Raw genomic sequence first — 20,601 nt, 5'->3', positions numbered from 1 at the left:
GATCGGCCTCCGGTCGTTGCGCGGACCAGCTCGGCGCGCGGAGCACGGTCGTTGCCCCGCCACCAGTCGACGGTGATCACCGGCATGTCGGATTCCTTTGCGGAGTGGGGGAGTCGGGCGTCGGACGGTGCGACGGCGCGGTGGGCCCGGTCGGGCTCGGTCAGGGCTTGATGATGAGGGCGGCGGCCTGCTCGGCGGCTCGGGCGGCGCTCTGCTCGCCGGGCCGGGTCACGGGCTGTTCGACGGCGCGGGCGGCGGGCGCGTCGCTCTCGCTCCACAGGCTGAGGTAGCGCTCGCCCGTATCGGGGAGGACCGTGACGATCGTGGCCCCGATGTAGTCGGGGTGCGCGGCCAGCCGGGCGCAGGCGTGGGCGACGGCACCGGAGGAGACCCCGGCGAAGACGCCCTGGCGGCGGGCGAGGGCGCGGGCGGCGCGCATGGCGTCCTCGTCGGAGACCGTGACGACACTGTCGATCAGATCGACATCGGTGGTGGGGGCGACGAAGCCGCCGTTGAGACCCGGAATCCGGTGCAGGCCGCCGACGCCCTGGGACAGCACGGGGGAGTTCTCCGGCTCGACCGCGACGACGCGGATCCCCGGATTCTGTTCCTTCAGGTACCGCGCGATGCCGCTGAGGGTGCCGCCCGTGCCCACACCGCAGACCAGGACGTCGATGCGGCCCGCGGTGTCGGTCCAGATCTCCGGACCGGTGGTCTCGTAGTGGGCCCGGACGTTGTCGGGGTTGTCGTGCTGGCAGGGGAACCAGGAGCCCGGCGTCGCCGCGTGCAGTTCCTCGGCCTTGGTGATCGCACCGGCGTAGCCGCTGTCGCGCGGGGTCTGCACCACCTCCGCGCCCAGCGCCTTGAGCAGCGACACCCGCTCGGCGGTGGCGCTGTCGGGCAGCACGATCACGCAGCGGTAGCCGCGGGCGGCGCAGAGCGCGGCCAGCGAGATGCCGGTGTTGCCTGACGTCGCCTCGATGACGGTGCCGTTGCCCGGGCTCAGGTCACCGCGCAGTTCCGCGGCGCGCAGCATGTACAGGGCGGCCCGGTCCTTGCTGGTGGACATCGGGTTGGCCGATTCCAGTTTCGCGAGCACCTCGGTGCCCGGGGCCGTGTCGTCGAAGCGCAGGCGGATCAGTGGGGTCGAGCCGATCAAGTCCTCGATGCTGTCGGCTATGTTGCGCTTCCGGCGGCTTTCCACGTCTGTTCCTCACAAGTCGTTCGGTGGGGCGATGTGTGTCGGTCGGTCGTACGGCGCGTCGTGCGCCGGTACGGTCGCGGTACGGTCCGCGCGGGGGGAACCCGCCGGTCGGTGCGGGATCCGCGGGACGGGAAGGGCGCGGACTACCAGGAGCCGGCCGAGGCGGTGACGGCGTACAGGTCCTCCATGGGCTGCGGAGCCTTGCCGACCGCCTTGATCACGGCGGTCGCGGCGAGGACCCGTGCTCCCGGCGGCACGTCCTTGTTGACCAGGGCCTGCGCTCCGATGACGGCGTGGTCGCCGATGGTGACGGGGCCCAGCACGGTCGCGTTCGTACCGAGCACGACGTGGTGGCCCACCACGGGATGGCGCCGTTCCCCCGCGGGCCGGTCGTTGTCGCTCCACCAGCCCACCGCGCCCAGCGTGACCTGGTGGTAGATGGTCACGTCGTCCCCGATCACGGCGGTCTCGCCGATCACGACGGCCGCGCCGTGGTCGATGAACACCCGCCGGCCGAGCACCGCGCCGGGGTGGATCTCCACGGCGGTGCCGCGGCGGGCGTACCAGGCGATGGTCCGTGCGAGGAACCGCAGGCCGCGCCGGTGCAGCCGGTGCGCGATCCGGTGGGCCCACAGGGCGGGCAGCGCCGCGTGCAGGAGGGCTTCGCGGCGGTTGCGCATGGACGGGTCGCGGGCCACCACCACGTCCAGGTCTTCCTTCATGATCCGCAGGAGGCCGGGTCGGTCGGTCGTCGCCATCAGACCAGCACCTCGGCCCGCTCGTCGAGCCGGCTGAGTTCGGTGAGGACGGCGCGGGTCAGGCTTTCCAGGCGGCCCACGATGTCCGGGTCCGTGTAGCGGCCGTCCGCGCCGGCCGGCGGGCGGGCGCCGCCGAGGGCGACCGGCTCGTGCTCGACGACCCGGGCGCCGCAGCGACCGAGTACGCCGACCAGGCCGGGCTGCGCGTCGATCCCGCCGCGTGCTCCGGGGGAGGCGCTGGTCACGGCCGTCACCTTGCCGGTGAGCGGGCTCCGGCCGCCCGGCCGGGACAGCCAGTCCAGCGCGTTCTTGAGCGCGCCGGGCATCTCGCCGTTGTAGGAGGGGGTGCTGATGAACAGCGCGTCCGCGCCGGCGACCTGTTCCTTGGCCGCGCGTACCTCGGGTGAGCCGTCGGCATGCTCCAGACCGGCCTCGTAGAACGGCAGTCCGGCCACGGACAGCGTCACGGCTTCGTGGTCACCGGGCAGCTCCGCCAGGATGTGGCGCACGGTCGTCAGCACAGCGGTGTTCAGCGAGTCCCGGCGCGTGCTGCCGGATACCAGAACGATCTTGGCCACATCAAACCCCTCTCCTCGGTCCGGAACGTTCGCCCGCGGTTTCCCGGACCCCTCTTGTCGCGGCCCCGACGGTCGGGCCGAACGCACGGACGGGAGAGCGCCGTCGGCAGCGGCACCGCAGTGCCCCCGGCCCGGGGTGGCTCCGGTCCGCGTCGTCTTCGACACGGTCCCAGCCCCGACTGTTGCCGGCCTCGATCGCGACTCGCGCCGCGATGGAGGACCTCAGGAGCGCCCCTGCACTACCGCTCCGGCTCCCGCCGGAAGGGACTGACCTGTGAGGGGTTTCGATCGTTGCAGGGGCATGACCGATTCCATGGTGACGATTCCCGCCGACTGGCTCGCCCGTGTGTTCCTGTCCCTGCGACGCAGCGGCTCGGACGAGGCGCAAGCGGCCGCGGTGGAACTACAGCCGTTCACGGAGAAGCCCGGGCAGCGGGTTCCGGTGCCCCGGACGACGATGCTGCGCACCGAACTGGCGTTGCGCCTCGCGCTGGGCGCCGAGTCGCAGGAGGAGCGGCGCACACGGCTGTCGGAGGAGGCGGCGTACCTGGTCAGCGCCCGACTCGACGACCGCTGACCCCGACCCGACCCCTCTCGCACGTGAGGCGGATACGGGGTATCCGCCTCACGTCGTCGTCTCTTCACGTCGGCACGTTCGCCGGCGTCAGCGCGGCCGTGGGCGCCGTCCCGTGGCGCCGTCAGTCGAGGACGTCCGGGATCGGCTCCGTGGCGCTGCGCCGGAGGGCGGTCTTGGAACCGGCGGCCGGGCCCAAGGCCCAGTCGGAGAGCGCCATCGAGTCCGCGTACCGCTCCTCGTCGTTCAACAGCACACCGATGATCGTCTTGCCGTTGCGGGTCACGGAGAAGACGAGGCACTTGCCCGCCGCCGTGCCGGTGCCGGTTTTGACACCGATCGCACCCGGGTACGCGTACCCGGTCGGGCGCGGCTGGATCAGCAGGTTGCTGTTCGACCACGTCGCGCTGGTGGAGGTGGCGCCGGTGCTGATGGACGTGGTCTTCACCAGCGTCCGGAACGTGCTGCCGCCCATCGCGTATTTGGTGAGCTTCGCGAGGTCGCGCGGGGTGGTGAGGTTGTTGCCCGTCGGCGAGATGCCGTCGAAGGAGTCGTACACGGTGTTGCCCAGGCCCAACGACTTCGCCTTGGCGTTCATCTTCGCGATGAAGCTCGCCGTGCGGGCCTTCGTGGTCGCGCCCGTACCGAAGGTGTCGGCGAGCGCGTACGCCGCGTCACAGCCCGACGGCAGCATCAACGCGTACAGCAGTTGACGGACCGTCGGTCGGGCGCCGGCCTTGAGGTGGGCCGAGCTCGCGCCCTCGCGGACCACGTAGTCCAGGTACTCCTGCTTGACGGTGACCCTCTGGTCCAGGTCCAGGTTCGGCTGGGTGGTGACCACCACCGTCGTCATGATCTTCGTGGTGCTCGCCATCTGGCGCTTGGTGTCGGCGGCCTTGGAGCTGAGCGTCGCCCCGGTGGTGCCGTCCATCAGGAACGCGCCGGCGGCGGAGACCGGCGGAGCCGCGGCCGCCCGGGCCGGCGTGGAGACGGTGAGCAGGGCGCCGGTGGCGATGGTGACGGCGAGGGCGCCCCGCGTGCGGCGCGGCAGAGTCGATATCACGTCAATTCCCCTCTGTGACCGGTCCGGTCGGTCCGCAGGGAGGAGCCGCAGAGGTGTCCCCGCCCGTGCGGGATCCTACTCGCGGGCACACGGATACGGCGTGCCGCGGGCGGAATCCCGCGGCACGCCGTACCGGGAGGTGGTCACGTCACGGTCGGCGAGAGACGTGACGGGCGGATGGGTCGGACGGGTCGGACGGGTCGGGTTGGGTCAGCTGTGGTGACCGCGGCCCTGGCGGCCGCCCCAGGACTCGGTGTCGATGACACGGCCGCGGTCGTCGCGCAGGGTCGCGGTGTCGCGCGCGTCCCAGATCTGCCGGCTGCGGTTCTGGTAGACGTCGGTGTGCGTGTTGCGGCCCTGACCGGTGTGGACCTTGACGCTGTGGCCGCCCGCCAGGCGCAGGCCCGCGAAGCGGTAGCGGTTGCCCTGCTGGTCGGTGAGGGTGTAGCCGCGCAGGTCGACCCCGTGTCGGCCGGTGTTCTTCACCTCGACCCATTCCTGGTTCAGCGCGTGGTTGGAACGATCGTTGCGAGCGTGGCTCTCGTGCTGGACGGAGCCGATGACGACCGCGGAGCGCAGGTGGCGGCCGTTCCCGTGGTCACCGGCGGCGGTGGCCGGCAGGGCGGCGGCGCCGACCAGGGCGCCGGCGGCCAGGAACGCGGCGACGAGGCGGCGGGGAGTGAGAGAAGCAGACATGGCAATGGCCCCTTCCAACGTTGGCCCGCCCCGGGTGCGAACAAGCCGGGCGGGCTGCGAGCGGTTCTCGGCATGTGGCCGAGAAGCCATACTTTGGCTCACATACGCGGCCGGACGGCACGAAATCGCCTCGTGTTGCCTAATACAGACATGTCGGTAACTGTCCCTTTGCCAAAGGGGCACGGCCGAGAGCCGGGAAATGCCTGGTCCCCGGCCGTTCTTCGGACATGTGTACCCGTACTGCTCCGTGCGCCGGACGGGGCGCTCGACCGGCTCAGGAGATCCCGTACCACTGGCTGCCCCAGCCGGTGTTGATGATGCCGGTGGACTGCTCGGCGAGGTTCACGGTCGCGGGCAAGGCGGTCTGGCCGGTCAGGACGGTGCTGTACCGGAGCTGCGGCGGCGTCAGACCGGCGTTGACCGAGATGCCCGCCCCCGTGGATTTCAGGGTGAGGGCGTTGGTCGCCCAGTTGCCGTTGAGCAGCAGGGCGATGAAGTAGGTCCCGGGGGCGGCGGTGAACGGGTTGCCGAGGGGCAGCGGCTTGGCGACCGCCTCGCCCATCAGCTGGGGAGAGATGTCCGAGGTCGCCCCGCGCAGGGTGCCCGCGCCGTCGTACACGCCGAGGTAGCAGTTGGCGAGCTGGGCGTTCTGGTCGACTCCGGCCAGCCCCAGCCAGATGTTCGACCAGGTGATCCGCTCCCGCAGGACGATCCGTACGAGGGTGATCCGGCCGCCGACCCCGGCGGCCGACTGCGCGGTGACGTGCCCCGCGTCATTGGGGTCACCGGTCCAGGCCAGCAGGTTCTGGTCCTGTGGCCGGGGCCCCTGGTACCCCTCGTTCGCGGACCCGCCGCTCTGTGTGGGCGGGGGAGTCGACGTGCCGGCGCCCCCGTGCCGCGGCTCGCCCGGTGCGGTGCAAGCGGAGAGGAGGAGCAGGGCCGCGAGTGCGGCGACGAGGCCCCTCGCGGCGGCGGCGGTGGCGCCGATGGTGGCAGTGGTGGCAGTGGTGGTCCGGGTGCGCATGGTCCCCCCATGAGGCGCGGTGTGCCGACGGGCCATGATCACACGGCCGGGGAAAGGGGCGGCCGCCGCCTGCCCCGGGCGGCCGGAGCCGGGCTCCGCCAACCGCCGACGGACGTGTTCCGCGGCGACCGCGCAGCCGTCCCCAGGACCCTTCGGGTCGCATCCGGGTGTTCCTGACACGCATGGAAGACGGGTCGCAGGAGGAACGCAAGCGCCGTCCGGCCGCCATGGAGTGACGGCCGGACGGGTGATCGGCCACCGGCAGGGGGCTGCCGGTCACGGGCTACAGGTACGGACGGGTGAGCAACTCGATGGCGTGACCCGCGGGGTCCTTGAAGTACACGCCCCGGCCCCCGTGCTCGGTGTTGGTCTCGCCGGGGCGGCGCATGTGGGGGTCGGCCCAGTGCTCGATGTCGCGGTCGCGGAGCCGGCGGTACGCCCGGTCGAACAGCTCGTCGTCGACCAGGAACGCGTAGTGCTGCATCTGGATCTCCACCGGCGGCTCCGCGAACTGGAGCAGCACCCCGTCGGGGAGCCGGATGTTGGTGAACGGGCCCCAGGACGGCGCCTCGGGAAGCTCCAGCAGCTCGCGGAAGAAGCGGGCCGACTCCTCGCGATCCTCGGCGGCGATGATGGTGTGGTTGAACGTGACTGTCATGCGGTTGGCCTCGGTGTGTTCGGCACGGAAAAGGGAACGCTCGCGCGGGAGCGCGAGGAGGTCCGCGTGCCGAACCGTGGGGGTGCCTTCTCGGCACCCGCGGAGGGATCAGTCCTCCACCGGGTAGCCCGTCCGTGTGTGGCGTATCGCCGGTCCGGTGTTCACGTCGGCGATCTTATGTGAGCCAACCGGCCGCGACAACCGGGTTGTCGGGGCGTCCGCCGCACTGCAGGTCAGTGGGTGGCACCGGCTCTAGGCGGCGTCCATTCCGCGGAGGCGTTCGCGGGCGGCCGAGCGGTCGACGCCGAGCCGGTCCAGCAACTCCGCCACCGGGTCGGTGCGTTCACCGGCGAGGAGCGCGAGCAGTAGGTGCTCCTCGCCGAGGCGTCGTCCGCCGGTCCTCTTCACCTCCCCGAGGGCGCGCGGCAGGACCGAGCGGGCCCCGGAGGTGAAGGGCGTGCGCTTGCGCGAGGCGGGGACGGGCGGCCGGTCCACACCCCGGACGTCGATCCCGATCGCGGCCAGCGCCGACCGGTCCAGGTCCGCGAGTGCGCTCCGCGCGTCGTCGAGGCCGACGCCGAGACACCGGACGGCGGGCGAGCCGGGCTCGTGGAGGACGCCCAGGAGGAGGTGCTCGGTCCCGACGCGGCGATCACCGCGCAGCCGGGCTTCCTCCAATGCGTGGGTGACGGCCGTGCGGGCACCCGCTGTGAACTTCTCGAACACCGTCGTCTCACTTCCCGTGTTTGGCGTGTGCGGACTGTCGGGACACGCCGAGGGCGTCCCCGATCTGCTCCCATGACCATCCCTGCTGCCGGGCCCGCGCCACCGCCGCCGCTTCCACCTGCTCGGCAAGCCGGTGCAGGGCGCCCACCGCCCGCAGCCCCACGGCGGGGTCGTGCGACCTGAGACGTTCCGTCAGATCTCCCGTTTCCATGCCTGTCAGTCTGGGTTGACGCTCCCGCCGTGTCAACCCAGCCTGACAGTCTTCCCCGGCGCCGCCGGATCAGGGGTGCATCCGCGCGCCCTTGAGCACCTTGTCCACGGCGTTCCTCGGCCCGTACACGGCCATCCCCACCAGGTCCAGCCGGGCGGCGCCCACGGCCCGCACGGCCGCCCGGTTGTCACGGTCGTTGCCCGTCCCGAACAGGTCCGAGGTGAACACGGCGGTCGGCAGCGCCCGGCTCACGGCGCGGCCGTGGGCGACGGTCAGGTGTTCCTTCGTCGCCTGGAAGACCAGTACGGGCTGGCGGAACATCGGCAGGTAGGCGGTTCCGTCGGCGTCCGCGTACGGCTCGCCGATCACCTCGGGGGCGACCGCGCCGAGCCCGCTGACCAGGAACGCGGTCACGTTGAGCCGCTGCCAGGTTTCGAGGTCGTCCCGCAGCACCACGGCGATCTTGGTGTCGAAGCGGACGGGCGCCGGCGCACCGTCCACATCGGCTCCGGTCCGGGTACCGGCGTCGGTCTCGTTCATGATTCTCATGCTTCGAGACTGCGCCGCGCCCTGCGCCCGGGTCTTGTACGTTCCTTGCATGACGCCCCGGCGGGAGACCTCGGCCTGGCGCCCGCCGGTGGCGGGTGTCGTGGAGGTCCTCCACGCGCACTTCACCGAGCACACCTACCCCATGCACGTCCACGACGCCTGGACGCTGCTCATCGTCGATGACGGCGCGGTCCGCTACGACCTGGACCGCCACGAGCGCGCCACCCCCGGCGACACCGTCAGCCTCCTCCCGCCCCAGGTCGCGCACAACGGCTCACCCGCCACCACCGACGGCTTCCGCAAACGCGTGCTCTACCTCGACATGACCCACCTCGACGCGAGCCTCATCGGCCCCGCGGTGGACGGCCCGGACCTTGCCGACCCCCTCCTGCGCACCCGTGTCGGGCAACTGCACACGGCCCTCGTCCACCCGGGCGACGCGTTCGAGGCGGAGAGCCGCCTGGCCCTCGTAAGCGAACGCCTGCGCGCGCGCCTGCGCCCCGGGCGCGTCGACCAAGCGGTCGGGCGCGGCACCCGACCGGACCACCGTGTGGCGCGGACCCTGCGCGAACTCCTCGACGAACGGCTCCTCGAACCCCTCACCCTGGAGGAGGCCGCGCGTCTCCTGCACGCCCACCCGACGCACCTCGTCCGCGCGTTCAGCGGCGCGTTCGGCATCGCACCGCACCAGTACGTGACCTCCCGCCGCGTCGACCTGGCCCGCCGACTGCTGCTTGCCGGGCAACCGCCGGCCGACGTGGCGACCGGCGCCGGCTTCTACGACCAGTCGCACCTCACCCGGCACTTCAAGCGGATCGTGGGTACCACACCCGCCCGGTACGCCCGCCTCGAAGACCCACGCCCTGTGCTGAGCCCGGCCAGGGCCGCAAGGGCCGTCGCGGCGTCCGAGCCGGCGGGCGCGCTGTAGTTCATCAGGGTCATCTCCGGGTCGTCGGGCGCGCGCACGGCCATGTCGCCGGCCGACGGGATCGTCGTCGCCGGGTCGCCAACGCCGGACCCGGGCACAGCCGCTTCCGCCTCGGAAAGCAGCCGGGTTCGTCCGCCCGCAAGGGTGTTTCCGCCCGGGGGGCCTCTCACCGGCCGGTTCCGGCCAACCTTGCCGCCGTGCTGTGGCGGGGACCCCGACAGGGGCCCGGTACGAGCAGTCGGCGGCCGGCCCGCGGCGGCGACGGCAGGACGGCCAGATCCCGCTGCTCCGGCCCCACGGCTGCTGTGTACTCACTCACTCCAGTTCCCCGGACCCCGTGATCAGCCCTCCCGTTCGTGCAGCCGAGCGGCGCAACTTGCCTTGCCCAGAGCCGAGTTGAAGGAGCAGCGCCATGTCCCAGCAGCAGACCGAGAAGCCGAAAGCGGCCGCCCCCGCCCCGCCCTCCCCACCCGAGTTCACCTTCACCTGGGGCCGACACAACGAGACCATGGAGCAGCTCTCGCTCGGGCACATGGCCCGGCGCGTACCCTCCGCCCTCGCCCGGACCGCCGAGCTCGCTTGGGCGGTGAACCCCACTGCGTTCGTCTGGCTCGTCGCGGCCCAGGTCCTCAGGGGCAGCTGCACCGCTGCCGCCCTCGCCGCGGTCTCCCGGGCCATGGGCCCGCTCCTCGCCGACGGCACCGCCGAGCAGCGCGTCTCGGCCGCCGCATGGCCGCTGATCACCGCCGCGACCATGACCGCGCTCGGAGCTCTGGCCTCCATCGCCGCGGGCAGCGCCGCCCGCCGCCTGACCCCCGGCATGTCGACCGTGGCCGACCTGGCCATGGTCGACGCCCACATGGACGTCGAACTCGCCGCTTACGACGCCCCGGACTTCACCGAGCGCTCCGAGGCCGCCGAGACCGGATCCGTGCGCTCCTCGATGCTGCTCCAAGACGCGCTCGGCTTCACCGGCGGCTTGATCGACATGGTCGCCGTGGCGTCCGTCCTGTCCGTGGTACACCCCGTGCTGCTGCCGCTCCTCCTGCTGTCCGTGATCCCCCGGGGGCTGGGGTCCGTCTACGCGGCCCGCCTCGACCACACCCTCCACAACCAGACGATCGCCTCCCGCAGCATCCGCCACATGATGCGCTGGCACCTCACGACCCCCAAGCTCGCCGATGAACTGCGCGGCAACAACATGAGGCCCTACGCCCACCACTGGTACGCCGCCGTCTGCGCGCGCATCGACGCCAAGATGGTCGACTCCGCACCGCGCTACCTGGCCGTCTACCTCGTCGCAGCCCTCGCGTCCGGCGTGTTCATCGTCCTGACCTGGATGTCCCTGGGGGCGCTCGTCCTCGGCGGATTCATGGCCATCGGTGCCGCGGGCACCGCCATCGTCGCGATGCGGACCTCCACCGCGGCCCTCTCGTCGCTCGTGGTGTACGGGGCGGCGATGTTCCAGCACGCCCTCTACCTCGGGGACTACGCCACCTTCGTCGCCCAGGCGGCCGAGCGGTCCGGACCCCGCGGGCCGCACGCCATGACCGCCCCCGAGAAGATCCGACTGGAGGCCGCCACGTACACGTACCCCGGCAAGGACAGCCCCGCGCTCGGTCCCGTCGACCTCACCCTGCACCGGGGCGAGGTCATCGCCCTCGTCGGTGAGAACGGCGCCGGCAAGTCCACCTTCATCCGTCTCCTCACCGCGCTGACGACCCCGACGGCCGGCACGGTGGCCTGGGACGGAGTGCCGACCTCCGAGGCCGACCAGCGTTCCGCCTGGAACCACGTCGGTCTCGTCACGCAGTCCTACGGGCAATGGCCCTTCTCGGCCCGGGAGAACATCACCCTCGGCCGGCCCGACGAGCGGGGCGAGGCCGCCGTCTGGGAGGCACTGGAAGCCGTCGGCATGAAACGGGCTGTCGAGGAGTTCCCCGACGGTCTGGACACCCTGCTGGCCCGTTCGCTCTGGGGCGGCCACGAGCCGTCCGGGGGCCAATGGCAGCGCCTCGCCTGCGGCCGGGCCTTCCACCGTCGCCCGGCGCTCCTCGTGATGGACGAACCGACCTCCGCGATGGACCCGCGCGGCGAGCACATGGTCTTCTCCGGCCTGCGGGACATGAAGGACGACCGGATCACGGTGATCGTGACGCACCGCATGGAGAACTGCCGCCTCGCGGACCGTGTCGTCGTCCTGGACGGTGGCCGGATCGTCGAGCAGGGCACCTACGACCAACTGGCCGCGGCGGAGGGAGGTGCCTTCGCCGAACTCGTACGGCTCTCCATGGACCGCTGACCCGGCCCCGCCCCCCGGACCGGCCCCCGGCGGCGCCTTCGTACGGCCGCCGGGGGCCGGAGCTCGGCGGCCCCGCGGCCTGCCGGCGGCCCGGCGCGCGTTACGCCTGGGGCAGGGAGTCGCCCTGTACCGCCTGGATGTCCAGCTCCACCCGCAGCGTCGCGCCGATGGCGGCGATGCCCGCCTGGACGACCTGGTTGTAGTTCATCGCGAAGTCCTCGCGGTGCAGTTCGGCGGTGGCGCGGAACGCGGCGCGGGTGCCGCCCCAGGGGTCGGCGCCGGTGCCCAGGTAGGCCAGGTCCAGGTCGACGGGGCGTACGACGCCGCGCAGCGTCAGGTCACCGTGGACCGTCCAGCGGTCCGGGCCGGCCGGGGTCAGACCCGTCGAGCGGTAGCCGATCGTCGGGTACGCCGCCACGTCCAGGAAGTCCGGCGACTTGAGGTGCCCGTCGCGCAGGCCGTTGCCGGTGTCGATGGAGGCGGCCTCGATCAACGCCTCCACCCGCGACGCGGACACGTCGTGCGGATCGACCACGATCCGTCCGGCGAAGTCGGTGAAGCGGCCGTGCACGCTGGAGATCCCCAGGTGCTGGGCGACGGCGGCCACCGACGAGTGCGCCGGGTCGATCGTCCACGGCCCGGGCGGCGGCAACTCGGCGCCCCCCTGCCGGGCGAGGACCACACTGCCGACCTCCGCGCGCCCGCTCGCCGTGACGATCGTGCTCGACGCGGTGGGCGCGTACCCGACCGCCGTGACTATGACCGTGTACGCGCCCGGCGCCAGCGCGGTCGTGTCGCGCACGGCGCCCTCGCCGTCGGCTTGGGCGCGCACGACCTGTGTGCCCGTCATGTCCGTCACCGTGACGACCGCGTGCGACACGGCCCATCCGTCCCGCGTGCGGATCCGTGCGGTGAGTCCCATCCCGTTTTCTCCCTGCGAAAGCATGTCGAGTCAGCCGAAAGAGAACCGGCCCGTGGGGCGCGCCCCGACGACGGGGCGCGCCCCACGGACCGGCGCCCGTCTACTCGCCGGGGTGGGCGAGTTCGATGTCGTGGGCGTCGACGCCGCGACCGGTCACGGTCAGCGCCGTGGCCACCGGCGGATAGCCCGTCGCGATGACGGTGTACTCGCCGCCGTCCAGGTCGGTGAAGGCGTACGCGCCGTCCGCGCCGGTCCGCGCGGTGGCGACCACGTTGCCCGCGGCGTCGACCAGGGTGACCCGCGCGTCACCGAGCGGACCGCCCGGCGCCCGCACGACGCCCTGCACCTGGGCGCCCGAGCTCAGCTCGACCTCCACCCGGGTGACGCCCGCTCCGCCGACCTCCACGTGCAGGGCCTTCGGACGGCGTCCGGGGGCGTTCACCGCGACGGTCACCGGGCCCGGCACCAGTTCGGCGAAGGTGAACCCGCCCTGACCGTCGGTGGTCCCGGTGGCCAGTACGTCCCCGCGCACATCGGTCACGATGACCATGGCGCCCTCGACCGGTGCCCCGGTCTCGGCGGTCCGTACGACGCCGCCCAGACCGCTCGTCCCGCTCAGCAGGATGTCGTAGGAGACCGGCTCACCGTTGACGACGATCGTCGAGGCCAGCGGCTGGAAGCCGTCGGCGGCCGCGATCAGCACGTACGAGCCGCTGCCCGGCGCGTCGACCGCGTACGAGCCGTCGGCCTGCGCCACCGACCGGCCGAGCTGACGTCCCGCGAGCGAGATCAGCGTCACCGCGGCCCGCGGCACGGGCATGTGCTCGACGCCGCGCACGTGGCCCCGTACGGGAACACCGTCGCGCGGGGCACCGGCCGCTGCGCCGGCCGCCGTGTCGACGGCCTGTTCGGGGGCGCTCGCCGGGACCGGACCGTCGGCCTCGGCCTTCGCCTCCCCGCCCGCGCCGGCCCGCTGGGCCGGGACGTCCGGGGCGCCCTGTGCCTCCGCGGCCTGGGCCGCCTGCGCCATGCCGCCCGAGGTCCGCAGCGGGACCTCCTTGATGAACAGCGTCACCAGGAAGGCGATCAGTGCCAGCGGCGCGGCGATCAGGAACACGTCGGCGATGCCGTGGCCGTACGCGCTCTCCATCACCGTGCGCAGCGGGCCGGGCAGGCTGTTCATGTCCGGGATGCTGCTCCCGGAGCTCTGCTGGGCCGCGGCGGCCGCGTACTTCGGGTCGAGGGTGGCGAGCCCGTCCTTGGCGTAGTGGGTGATCCGGTTGGCCATGATCGCGCCGAGCGCCGAGACACCGATGGCGCCGCCGAGGGAGCGGAAGAAGGTCACCGTGGAGCTGGCCGATCCGAGGTCGGACGGCGCGACCTGGTTCTGCGTGCACAGCACCAGGTTCTGCATCATCATGCCGATGCCGAGGCCCAGCAGCGCCATGAAGATCGCGATGTGCCAGTACGTCGTGTCGTAGCGGATCGTGCCGAGCAGACCGAGGCCCGCCGTCACCAGCACGCCACCGCACAGCAGCCACGCCTTCCATCGGCCGGTCTTGGTGATGACCTGCCCCGAGACGGTGGAGGAGACGAACAGACCGGCGATCATCGGGATCGTCATGACACCCGACATGGTCGGGGACTTGTCGCGGGCGAGCTGGAAGTACTGGCTGAAGAACACGGTGCCGGTGAACATCGCGACACCGACGAAGAGCGACGCGATCGAGGACAGCGCGATGGTGCGGTTGCGGAACAGGCGCAGCGGGATGATCGGTTCGCTCGCCTTGGACTCGACGAGGACGAACAGGGCACCCAGCACGAGCGAACCCCCGACCATCGCGTACGTCTGCCACGACAGCCAGTCGTACTTGTCGCCGGCGAAGGTGACCCACAGCAGCAGCAGCGAGACGGCGGCCGAGATGAAGAACGCGCCGCCCCAGTCGACCTTGACCTCGCGCTTGACGACGGGCAGGTGGAGGGTCTTCTGGAGCACGATCAGGGCGATGATCGCGAACGGGACGCCGACGTAGAAGCACCAGCGCCAGCCCAGCCAGTCGGTATCGGTGATCACGCCGCCGAGCAGCGGGCCCCCGACGGTGGCGACCGCAAAGGTCGCGCCGAGGTAGCCGCTGTAACGGCCGCGCTCGCGCGGGGAGATCATCGCGGCCATCACGATCTGGGCGAGCGCGGACAGGCCGCCGACGCCGATGCCCTGGACCACGCGGCAGGCGATCAGCATGCCCGCGTTCTGCGACATCCCGGCGACCGCCGACCCCAGCACGTAGATCACCAGCGCTATCTGGACGAGCGCCTTCTTGCTGTACAGGTCGGAGAGCTTGCCCCACAGGGGAGTGGCCGCCGTCATGGACAGCAGGGCGGCCGTAACGACCCAGGTGTAGGCGGACTGGCCGCCGCCGAGGTCGCCGATGATGTGGGGGAGGGCGTTGGAGACGATCGTCGACGACAGGATCGCGACGAACATGCCGAGCAGCAGCCCGGAGAGCGCCTCCATGATCTGCCGGTGCGTCATCGGTGCGTGCTCGTGGCCGCCGCCGGCTCCGTGCTTGGCGTGAGAGGCCCGCACACCGGCTGGTGTGGTCGTTGCCATGGGCTTCCTTACGTTCTTATGCGGGTGTACGGGTGGTCGGTTCGTTCGGGTGCGGTAGCCGCCCGGTCGAGCGGCAGTCGCCGAAGCTCGTGCGCAGCCGCGTCATGAGCCGGATCAGCCCGCCGACGTCGTCGTCGGACCAGTCGCCCAGCCGCTCGGCGAGGAGCCGCGACGTGCGCCGGGAGAGTTCGTCGAGCCGCTCCTGCCCCGACGGGGTCAGGCGCAAAATGCGCGAGCGCCGGTCGCCCGGGTCCGGGGACCGTTCGATCCAGCCGCGGTCGGCGACGTGCGTGACGTGCCGGCTGGTGACGGAGGTGTCGACGGAGAGCAGCTCGGCGAGCTTGCTCATCCGCATGGCGCCGTGCCGGTCGAGCAGTGTCAGGACCGCGGCGGAACCGGCGGGACAGTCGTGCGGCAGGATCCGCGCCAGGTCCCGCTTGACGGCACCGATGGCGCTGAGTTCGCGCGCCAGCTCCTCGTACTGCGTCCGCTCGGCCACCACGCCTCCATTTCGTTGCTCTAGGCAACCGTAGAAGTAGTTGGTTGCTCCACGCAAACTGGATCGGCCCTTGAGTGCTAAAACCTTCGCAAAGGCAAGCGCCGGCACATGTAAAGCCGCAGCTGAGGGCGTGCGCGGACCGGGCCCGGTGGCTGGAAGACATGCCCGAAGGTCGAAGCGCCGTACGAACGCGCCAAGCCCTTCCGGCCGGCGGACGACGTGCGAAAGCCCGCCGCAGGTCACCCTGCGGCGGGCTCGCTCTGGACCGGAGAGATCACCCCGGGTCACGCATGAGAGTGGTTCGGCCGCCCGCCCCCTTGTTCCGCCCGCTGTGGCGTGGCACCGTCGCAAGCCCTGATCGACCCACCAGCACGAGAGGCCGCGCGATGCCCGACGATCTGGCCGCGGACACCATCCGGAAACTGGCAGACGCCGTGGCGTCCCGCTCGCTGCCGGAGCACACCAAGGGGCTGCTCCAGGTCTCGCTGAGCCAGGCCCGGGCGGCGAAGGCGGCGGGGCGCGATCAAGAGGCGATCACCATCGCCGCCCAGGCCCTGGAGACGGCGCAGAACCCTTCGACGGACCGGTAGCGGCCCGTCAGCAGTGTCCGACGCTGGTCTGGCCGGCCACCAGCGAGGAGTGGACGTAGCCGGTCCCGACGGGGCTGGAGACGCGGAACCACCGGTTGGAGGCGTAGTTGGAGCTCGGCGGGTACACCCACTGGCTGTCCGTCCAGCACAGCATCGTGACGCCCGTCCCGTTGGACAGGTAGCCGAGCGAACCGCACCCGGTGTTGGCGCAGGTGCGCTCGTTCGCCCCGCCGCTGTTCGACGAGATGTAGCTGCCGGCCGCGTCGGCGCCGCCGGCGCCGGCGAGCAGACCGGTCAGCGCTACGGCTGCCGCGGCGGCGGCCAGTCCGGCCCGGGACCGCAGAGTGGTGGTCGTGATGCGCATCGTCGTTCTCCCTCGGAAGACTCACGGTGGTGGTGCGGCGCCCCGGCGGACCCGGCGGCGCTCCACCAGAAAGCCGGCCCGACGGCGGCCGGGGGAAGGAGAAAGCCGCAGGTCGACCAGGCCCGTACGGCGCTCCGTACAACTCCGTACAGGGCGGCACCGGGCCTCGCCCGCTCACCGGCACGGCGGCGCGTACGGCAGACCGGGAACGAGCTGGGCCCACTCCTGCGCGGTGACGGCCGTCCCGGCCCGCGCGCAAAGGCGCCGGGCGATCTCCTCCTCGTCCCGCGTCCAGAGCAGGGCCACCGGTCCCGCACCGCCCGCCGCCAAGGAGCGCCCGTCCGGGCTGTACGCGACGGCGTACGCCTTGCCGCCGAGCCCGTTCAGCACGGTGCCGAGCCGGGGGCGCCGGATGTCGCCGGTGTCCCACAGCCACACCGTCCCGTCCGTGCTCGCCGCGGCGAGCGTCCTGCCCTCGGGGCTGAACGACAGGGCGTACACGTAACTGCTCGGCCCCGTCAGCGTCGGCCCGACGGTGCGCGGTCGGTCCCCGCTCACGTCCCAGAGCCACACGTCGCGGTCCGCCGTGCCGGCGGCCAAGGTCCGGCTGTCGGGGCTGAAGACGACGGACATCACGTAGCTGCCCGGCCCGCGCAGGGTGGACTCCAGCGCCGGTCGCCCGCCGCCCGGAGGCAGCCGCCACAGCAGCACCTGCTTGTCGACGGTGCCGGCGGCGAGCCGCCGCCCGTCGGGGCTGAACGCCACCGAATAGACGTAGTTGGTGGGCTCCGACAGTTCGGCGGAGAGCCGCGGGTGCGCCGGGTCGGCCGTGTCCCACAGGCGCACGGTCCGCCCCTCGCTGCCCACGGCCAGCGTCCGGCCGGTCCGGTCGAACGCCGCGGACTGAATGGTTCCGGCGCCGCCCGTCAGCGGTTCGCCGTAGGGCACGGCTCGGTCGGGGCCGGAGACGTCCCACAGCCACAGCTTGCCTTCCCGGCCGCCGACGGCGAGGGTCCGCCCGTCCGGGGTGAACGCGACCGTCGCGGAGTACCCCGTGGGGTTCGTCAGCGGCGGCCCGACGGGGCGCGGGGCCCAGGGGTCGGAGACGTCCCAGAGCTGTACGTCGCGCCCCGCGACGGCCAGCAGCTTCCCGTTCGGCGCGAACCCGATCGCGTTGACCGTGCCCTGGAAGCCGCGCAGCGGTCGGGGAGGGAGCTGCCACAGGCGTACGGTCCCGTCGGCGGAGCCGGTCACCAGTTGCCGGCCGGCGGGATGGAACGCGAGCGAGGTGACCGGGCCCGGGTGCGGGAACACCCCGGCGAGGGCGTGCGTCCGCGCGTCGTAGAGGCGCACCTGGTTGTCCGCGCTGCCGGTCGCCAGCCACTGCCCGTCAGGGCCGGCGGCGACCGCGTTGACATAGCTGGTCGGGCCGTCGGCAACGGCCGGGGCCCCGCCGATCACGGTGGGTGGTTCCGCGTCGGAGCCGGGTGCCGGGACGGTCCAGATCCGCGTGGACCGGTCCTGGCTCCCGGCGACGAGCCGTGCGCCGTCGGGCGTGAAGGCCAGGCCGAACACCGGGCCGGCCGCCGCTCCTGTCGGCGGTTGCCCGTACGGCAGCGGCCGGCCGGGATCGGCGAGGTCCCACAGGCGTACGGAGCCGTCCGCTCCGCCCGCCGCCAGCAGGGGCTTGCCGCTTCCCGGACGGAACGCGAGGGCGTGCACCGGCCCGGTGAAACCGGTGAGCCGCTGGGCGGCGGGGGTGGCAGGGGTGGCAGGGGTGGCGGGAGTGGGCGTGGCGGCTTCGCCGGTCGGGCCGGTCGGGCCGGAGCCTGCCGAGGCTGCGGGAGCCGCCGAGTCCGGCCACACGTAGACGCCGCCGTCGCCACCCGCCGCGGCCAGCGCCTTGCCGTCCGGTGCGAAGGCCACTCCGTACACGGCCGAGTCGGGCCCCTTGAACACCCGGGCCGGATTCGCCGCCGGAAGCGGGCCCGACGGCTCCCACACCCGTACGGTGCCGTCCCCGGACCCGGCGGCGAGCCGGCGGCCGTCCGGGCTGAAGGCCAACGCGTACACGGTGTCGGCGAACGTGATCGGCGCCGCCCCCAACGGCTTGGGCCGTTCCGGATCGCGCAGGTCCCACAGCGCGACCTGGTGGTCCAGGCCGCCCGCGGCGAGCGTGTGCCCGTCCGGGCTGAGGGCCACCGCCTGTACGACGCCGCGGAACGCGAGGATTCGGGTCACGGCCGGCAGCGCCGAGGCGTCCATCAGTGCCGCCCGGGCCTCGGCGGTGGGCGCCGTACGGTACGCCACCAGTGCGAGCTGCGAGGCGAGGGCGAGGTCGCTGCCCCGCAACCGTTCGGCGCGGGCCGCCACCAGCCGGGACAGGGCGACGGCCTGCTGTCTCTGCGCGTCCCGGCGCTGGACCACGGCGACGCCGGTGAGCGTGCCGGACACGACGACGAGCACCGACAGCAGCACGAGGAGCCGGCGCAGCCGCCGGGCCCCGCGCCGCTCGCGTGTGACGCGGATCTCCTCCGCCTCGCGGCTCGCGTCGAGGAACTCGCTCTCCCGAGCGTCCGGTTCCGCGGCGCGTCCGCTGTCCCGGGCCCAACCGGAGGCCACGGCGAGGCGGGTGCCCCGGTAGAGCAGCGAGGGATCACGGGCGTGCGCGAGCCAGCGGTCCGCGTCACGCGTCAGGTCCTGCCACACGAGCTGCCCGGCCCGGTCGGCGTCGATCCAGCCGCGCAGCCGTGGCCAGGCGGTGAGCAGCGCCTCGTGGGTGATCCTGGCTCCGTCGCCGTCCAGCGTGACCAGCCGCCGGTCCACGAAGCGCTCCAGCACTCCGTACGCCTGCCCGGCCCGATCGGGCCGGCCGGTGGGCGGTGGCAACGGCAGCAGCCTGCGCGTGTCGGGCACACCGTCCCCGACCGCGACCATCCGCAGGAACAACTGCCGCGCCAGCACGCACTCGGACTCCGACAGTCCCGCGTAGACCTCCTCCGCGGTCCCGGCGACGGCGGCGGACATCCCGCCGCCCGCCCGGTAGTCGGCGATCGTCAGGGCGGCGCCGCGTCCGCGCTCCCAGGTCGACAGCAAGGCGTGCGACAGGAGCGGCAGCGCCCCGGGGCCGCAGTCCCGCAGGTCGGCGAGGAGTACGTCGATGAACCCCGCGTCCAGGACCAGACCGGCCTTGGCGGCCGGGCCGCCGACGACGGCGCGGATCTCGTCCTCGCTGAGCGCCCCGATGACGGTCTGGCCGTTCTGCAAGGCGGTCGCGAGGGGGTGTTGGGCCAGGGCCTGGCCGTAGAAGTCGGCGCGCAGACATCCCACGACACGCACGTCGGGGGAGGGCAGGGCGGCCAGGCAGCGCAGGAACAGTTCCCGTTCGGCCGGCTCCTCGCACGCGGTGAACACCTCCTCCAGCTGGTCGACGGCGATCACCACGCGTACGGCCTCCCGCGCGACCAACGCCCGTAAGCGGTCGGCCAGTTCCAGCGGGTTCCGCGCCACCTCCGCCCACCGCGCGCCCTGCTCCGTCTCCCAGCGCGCGGACAGGGCGGACAGAGCGGACCCCAACGCGCCCATCGGGTCGCGGCCCGGTGTCAACAGGACCGGGGTGAAGCCGTGTTCGCCCCGGAGTACGGGAAGCACCCCCGCCCGCAGGAGGGAGGACTTGCCGGACCCGGAGGCGCCGACCAGCAGTCGGGGGACGTCCGCGCCCTGCGTGAGGATCCGGTCCACGACGGCCGCACGCAGGCGGTCCCGCCCGAAGAACCAGTCGGCGTGCCGCTCCTCGAAGCCCGCGAGCCCCCGATAGGGCGAGGTGCCTCCCGCGACGCGCAGGACCCTTGAGCGTCTCAGTTCCGCGAGCCGTTCCAGCCGGCGTTCGACCTCGACCGGGTCGGTGACCCCGCAGACGTGCAGGACCCGGCGGAACAGGGGCAGGGAACCGATCGACGGCAGGTTCTGGCCGGCGAACCAGCCGCCGATGGTGCTGTGGGCGCCCGGTGCGTCGACGCGCGCGGCGACGGCTCGGACGGTGAGGTCGGCCTTCTCCCGCAGTCGGGTCAGCTCGGACGCGAACTCCTCCCGTGACACGGGAGGTTGAGGAAGAAACGGGGTGGGGTCCATGGGGCCTCCGGGGTCCGGTCCGTTACGGCGGCGATGCGGTGGACCACCCTTGCTCCGCCCGGCCGACCCCAGGGCCGGAACACCCCGATCCGGTCGGTTTCTACGCCGCCCCACCGGCGCGTTCCGGCCACTCACCGCCGTCTCGGCATGCCCACCCGTCCCGCCCCTACCGGCGGGTCCCTGCCGGTGGGCCCCGGTGGAGGCGCCTCGGCG

General features: G+C 72.8%; 19 protein-coding genes. 4 read left to right on the top strand and 15 right to left on the bottom strand.

The features are described from left to right. Positions 1 to 160: 160 nt before the first annotated feature. The 3 genes from ACFVXJ_RS02150 to ACFVXJ_RS02140 form a co-directional block, all read right to left on the bottom strand. On the bottom strand, positions 161 to 1,204 hold the full coding sequence (locus ACFVXJ_RS02150; RefSeq protein WP_389657149.1) for a PLP-dependent cysteine synthase family protein: 1,044 nt from the start codon (positions 1,202 to 1,204) through the stop codon (positions 161 to 163). 143 nt (positions 1,205 to 1,347) lie between these two features. Further along, a complete protein-coding gene (gene epsC, locus ACFVXJ_RS02145; RefSeq protein WP_389657146.1) occupies positions 1,348 to 1,962 on the bottom strand; it encodes a serine O-acetyltransferase EpsC in 615 nt (204 codons plus the stop codon). After that, complete coding sequence (locus ACFVXJ_RS02140) at positions 1,962 to 2,540, bottom strand: NADPH-dependent FMN reductase (RefSeq protein WP_389657143.1); 579 nt, start codon at positions 2,538 to 2,540, stop codon at positions 1,962 to 1,964. Before ACFVXJ_RS02140 ends, epsC begins: the two co-directional genes overlap by 1 nt. Positions 2,541 to 2,841: 301 nt before the next feature. Here ACFVXJ_RS02140 and ACFVXJ_RS02135 point away from each other — a divergent pair, with 301 nt between their 5' ends. Further along, positions 2,842 to 3,117, top strand: coding sequence for a hypothetical protein (locus ACFVXJ_RS02135; RefSeq protein WP_389657140.1), 276 nt, complete (start codon positions 2,842 to 2,844; stop codon positions 3,115 to 3,117). Positions 3,118 to 3,238: 121 nt separating this feature from the next. Here the strand turns inward: ACFVXJ_RS02135 and ACFVXJ_RS02130 are convergent, their stop codons facing one another. The 7 genes from ACFVXJ_RS02130 to ACFVXJ_RS02100 all read right to left on the bottom strand — a co-directional run bounded on the left by ACFVXJ_RS02130 (position 3,239) and on the right by ACFVXJ_RS02100 (position 8,032). Beyond that, entirely contained in the window at positions 3,239 to 4,174 is a 936-nt protein-coding gene (locus ACFVXJ_RS02130) for a D-alanyl-D-alanine carboxypeptidase family protein (RefSeq protein WP_389658577.1), read from the bottom strand. 213 nt (positions 4,175 to 4,387) lie between these two features. Further along, positions 4,388 to 4,873 (bottom strand): lamin tail domain-containing protein, encoded by a 486-nt coding sequence (locus tag ACFVXJ_RS02125; RefSeq protein ID WP_389657137.1) that lies wholly within the window; start codon positions 4,871 to 4,873, stop codon positions 4,388 to 4,390. Between the two features lie 274 nt (positions 4,874 to 5,147). After that, the gene (locus tag ACFVXJ_RS02120) at positions 5,148 to 5,897 is read right to left on the bottom strand and encodes a hypothetical protein (protein ID WP_389657135.1); all 750 of its coding nucleotides are present in this window, start codon (positions 5,895 to 5,897) and stop codon (positions 5,148 to 5,150) included. A gap of 283 nt (positions 5,898 to 6,180) precedes the next feature. Continuing rightward, complete coding sequence (locus ACFVXJ_RS02115; RefSeq protein WP_389657132.1) at positions 6,181 to 6,555, bottom strand: VOC family protein; 375 nt, start codon at positions 6,553 to 6,555, stop codon at positions 6,181 to 6,183. 252 nt (positions 6,556 to 6,807) lie between these two features. Next, positions 6,808 to 7,281, bottom strand: a complete 474-nt coding sequence (locus tag ACFVXJ_RS02110; protein ID WP_389657129.1) for a Clp protease N-terminal domain-containing protein — start codon at positions 7,279 to 7,281, stop codon at positions 6,808 to 6,810. 7 nt (positions 7,282 to 7,288) lie between these two features. Next, a complete protein-coding gene (locus ACFVXJ_RS02105; RefSeq protein ID WP_389657127.1) occupies positions 7,289 to 7,492 on the bottom strand; it encodes a helix-turn-helix domain-containing protein in 204 nt (67 codons plus the stop codon). Between the two features lie 69 nt (positions 7,493 to 7,561). After that, complete coding sequence (locus ACFVXJ_RS02100; RefSeq protein WP_389657124.1) at positions 7,562 to 8,032, bottom strand: DUF2000 family protein; 471 nt, start codon at positions 8,030 to 8,032, stop codon at positions 7,562 to 7,564. 58 nt (positions 8,033 to 8,090) lie between these two features. Between ACFVXJ_RS02100 and ACFVXJ_RS02095 the strand changes: the two genes are divergently transcribed. Beyond that, positions 8,091 to 8,969 (top strand): AraC family transcriptional regulator, encoded by an 879-nt coding sequence (locus tag ACFVXJ_RS02095; protein WP_389657121.1) that lies wholly within the window; start codon positions 8,091 to 8,093, stop codon positions 8,967 to 8,969. A 412-nt stretch (positions 8,970 to 9,381) separates the two neighbouring features. Continuing rightward, positions 9,382 to 11,271, top strand: coding sequence for an ATP-binding cassette domain-containing protein (locus tag ACFVXJ_RS02090; protein WP_389657118.1), 1,890 nt, complete (start codon positions 9,382 to 9,384; stop codon positions 11,269 to 11,271). A gap of 100 nt (positions 11,272 to 11,371) precedes the next feature. Here the strand turns inward: ACFVXJ_RS02090 and ACFVXJ_RS02085 are convergent, their stop codons facing one another. From ACFVXJ_RS02085 to ACFVXJ_RS02075, 3 genes are all read right to left on the bottom strand, one after another. Further along, entirely contained in the window at positions 11,372 to 12,193 is an 822-nt protein-coding gene (locus tag ACFVXJ_RS02085) for a YceI family protein (RefSeq protein ID WP_389657115.1), read from the bottom strand. 100 nt (positions 12,194 to 12,293) lie between these two features. Further along, entirely contained in the window at positions 12,294 to 14,804 is a 2,511-nt protein-coding gene (locus tag ACFVXJ_RS02080) for an MFS transporter (protein ID WP_389657112.1), read from the bottom strand. Positions 14,805 to 14,820: 16 nt separating this feature from the next. Further along, positions 14,821 to 15,303 carry a MarR family winged helix-turn-helix transcriptional regulator gene (locus ACFVXJ_RS02075; protein WP_389657110.1) on the bottom strand — a complete coding sequence of 161 codons (483 nt, stop codon included), beginning with the start codon at positions 15,301 to 15,303 and terminating at the stop codon, positions 14,821 to 14,823. A 386-nt stretch (positions 15,304 to 15,689) separates the two neighbouring features. Between ACFVXJ_RS02075 and ACFVXJ_RS02070 the strand changes: the two genes are divergently transcribed. Continuing rightward, positions 15,690 to 15,893, top strand: a complete 204-nt coding sequence (locus ACFVXJ_RS02070) for a hypothetical protein (RefSeq protein ID WP_389657107.1) — start codon at positions 15,690 to 15,692, stop codon at positions 15,891 to 15,893. A 7-nt stretch (positions 15,894 to 15,900) separates the two neighbouring features. Here ACFVXJ_RS02070 and ACFVXJ_RS02065 read toward each other — a convergent pair whose 3' ends face one another. Next, positions 15,901 to 16,257: a hypothetical protein gene (locus ACFVXJ_RS02065; RefSeq protein ID WP_361311613.1), complete on the bottom strand. Its 357-nt coding sequence runs from the start codon at positions 16,255 to 16,257 to the stop codon at positions 15,901 to 15,903. Between the two features lie 174 nt (positions 16,258 to 16,431). Continuing rightward, positions 16,432 to 20,355: a hypothetical protein gene (locus tag ACFVXJ_RS02060; RefSeq protein WP_389657104.1), complete on the bottom strand. Its 3,924-nt coding sequence runs from the start codon at positions 20,353 to 20,355 to the stop codon at positions 16,432 to 16,434. Positions 20,356 to 20,601: the final 246 nt, after the last annotated feature.

The organism is Streptomyces sp. NPDC058279, assembly GCF_042881255.1.
Taxonomy (GTDB): Bacteria; Actinomycetota; Actinomycetes; order Streptomycetales; family Streptomycetaceae; genus Streptomyces.
This window is presented reverse-complemented; position numbering and strand designations above follow the sequence as displayed.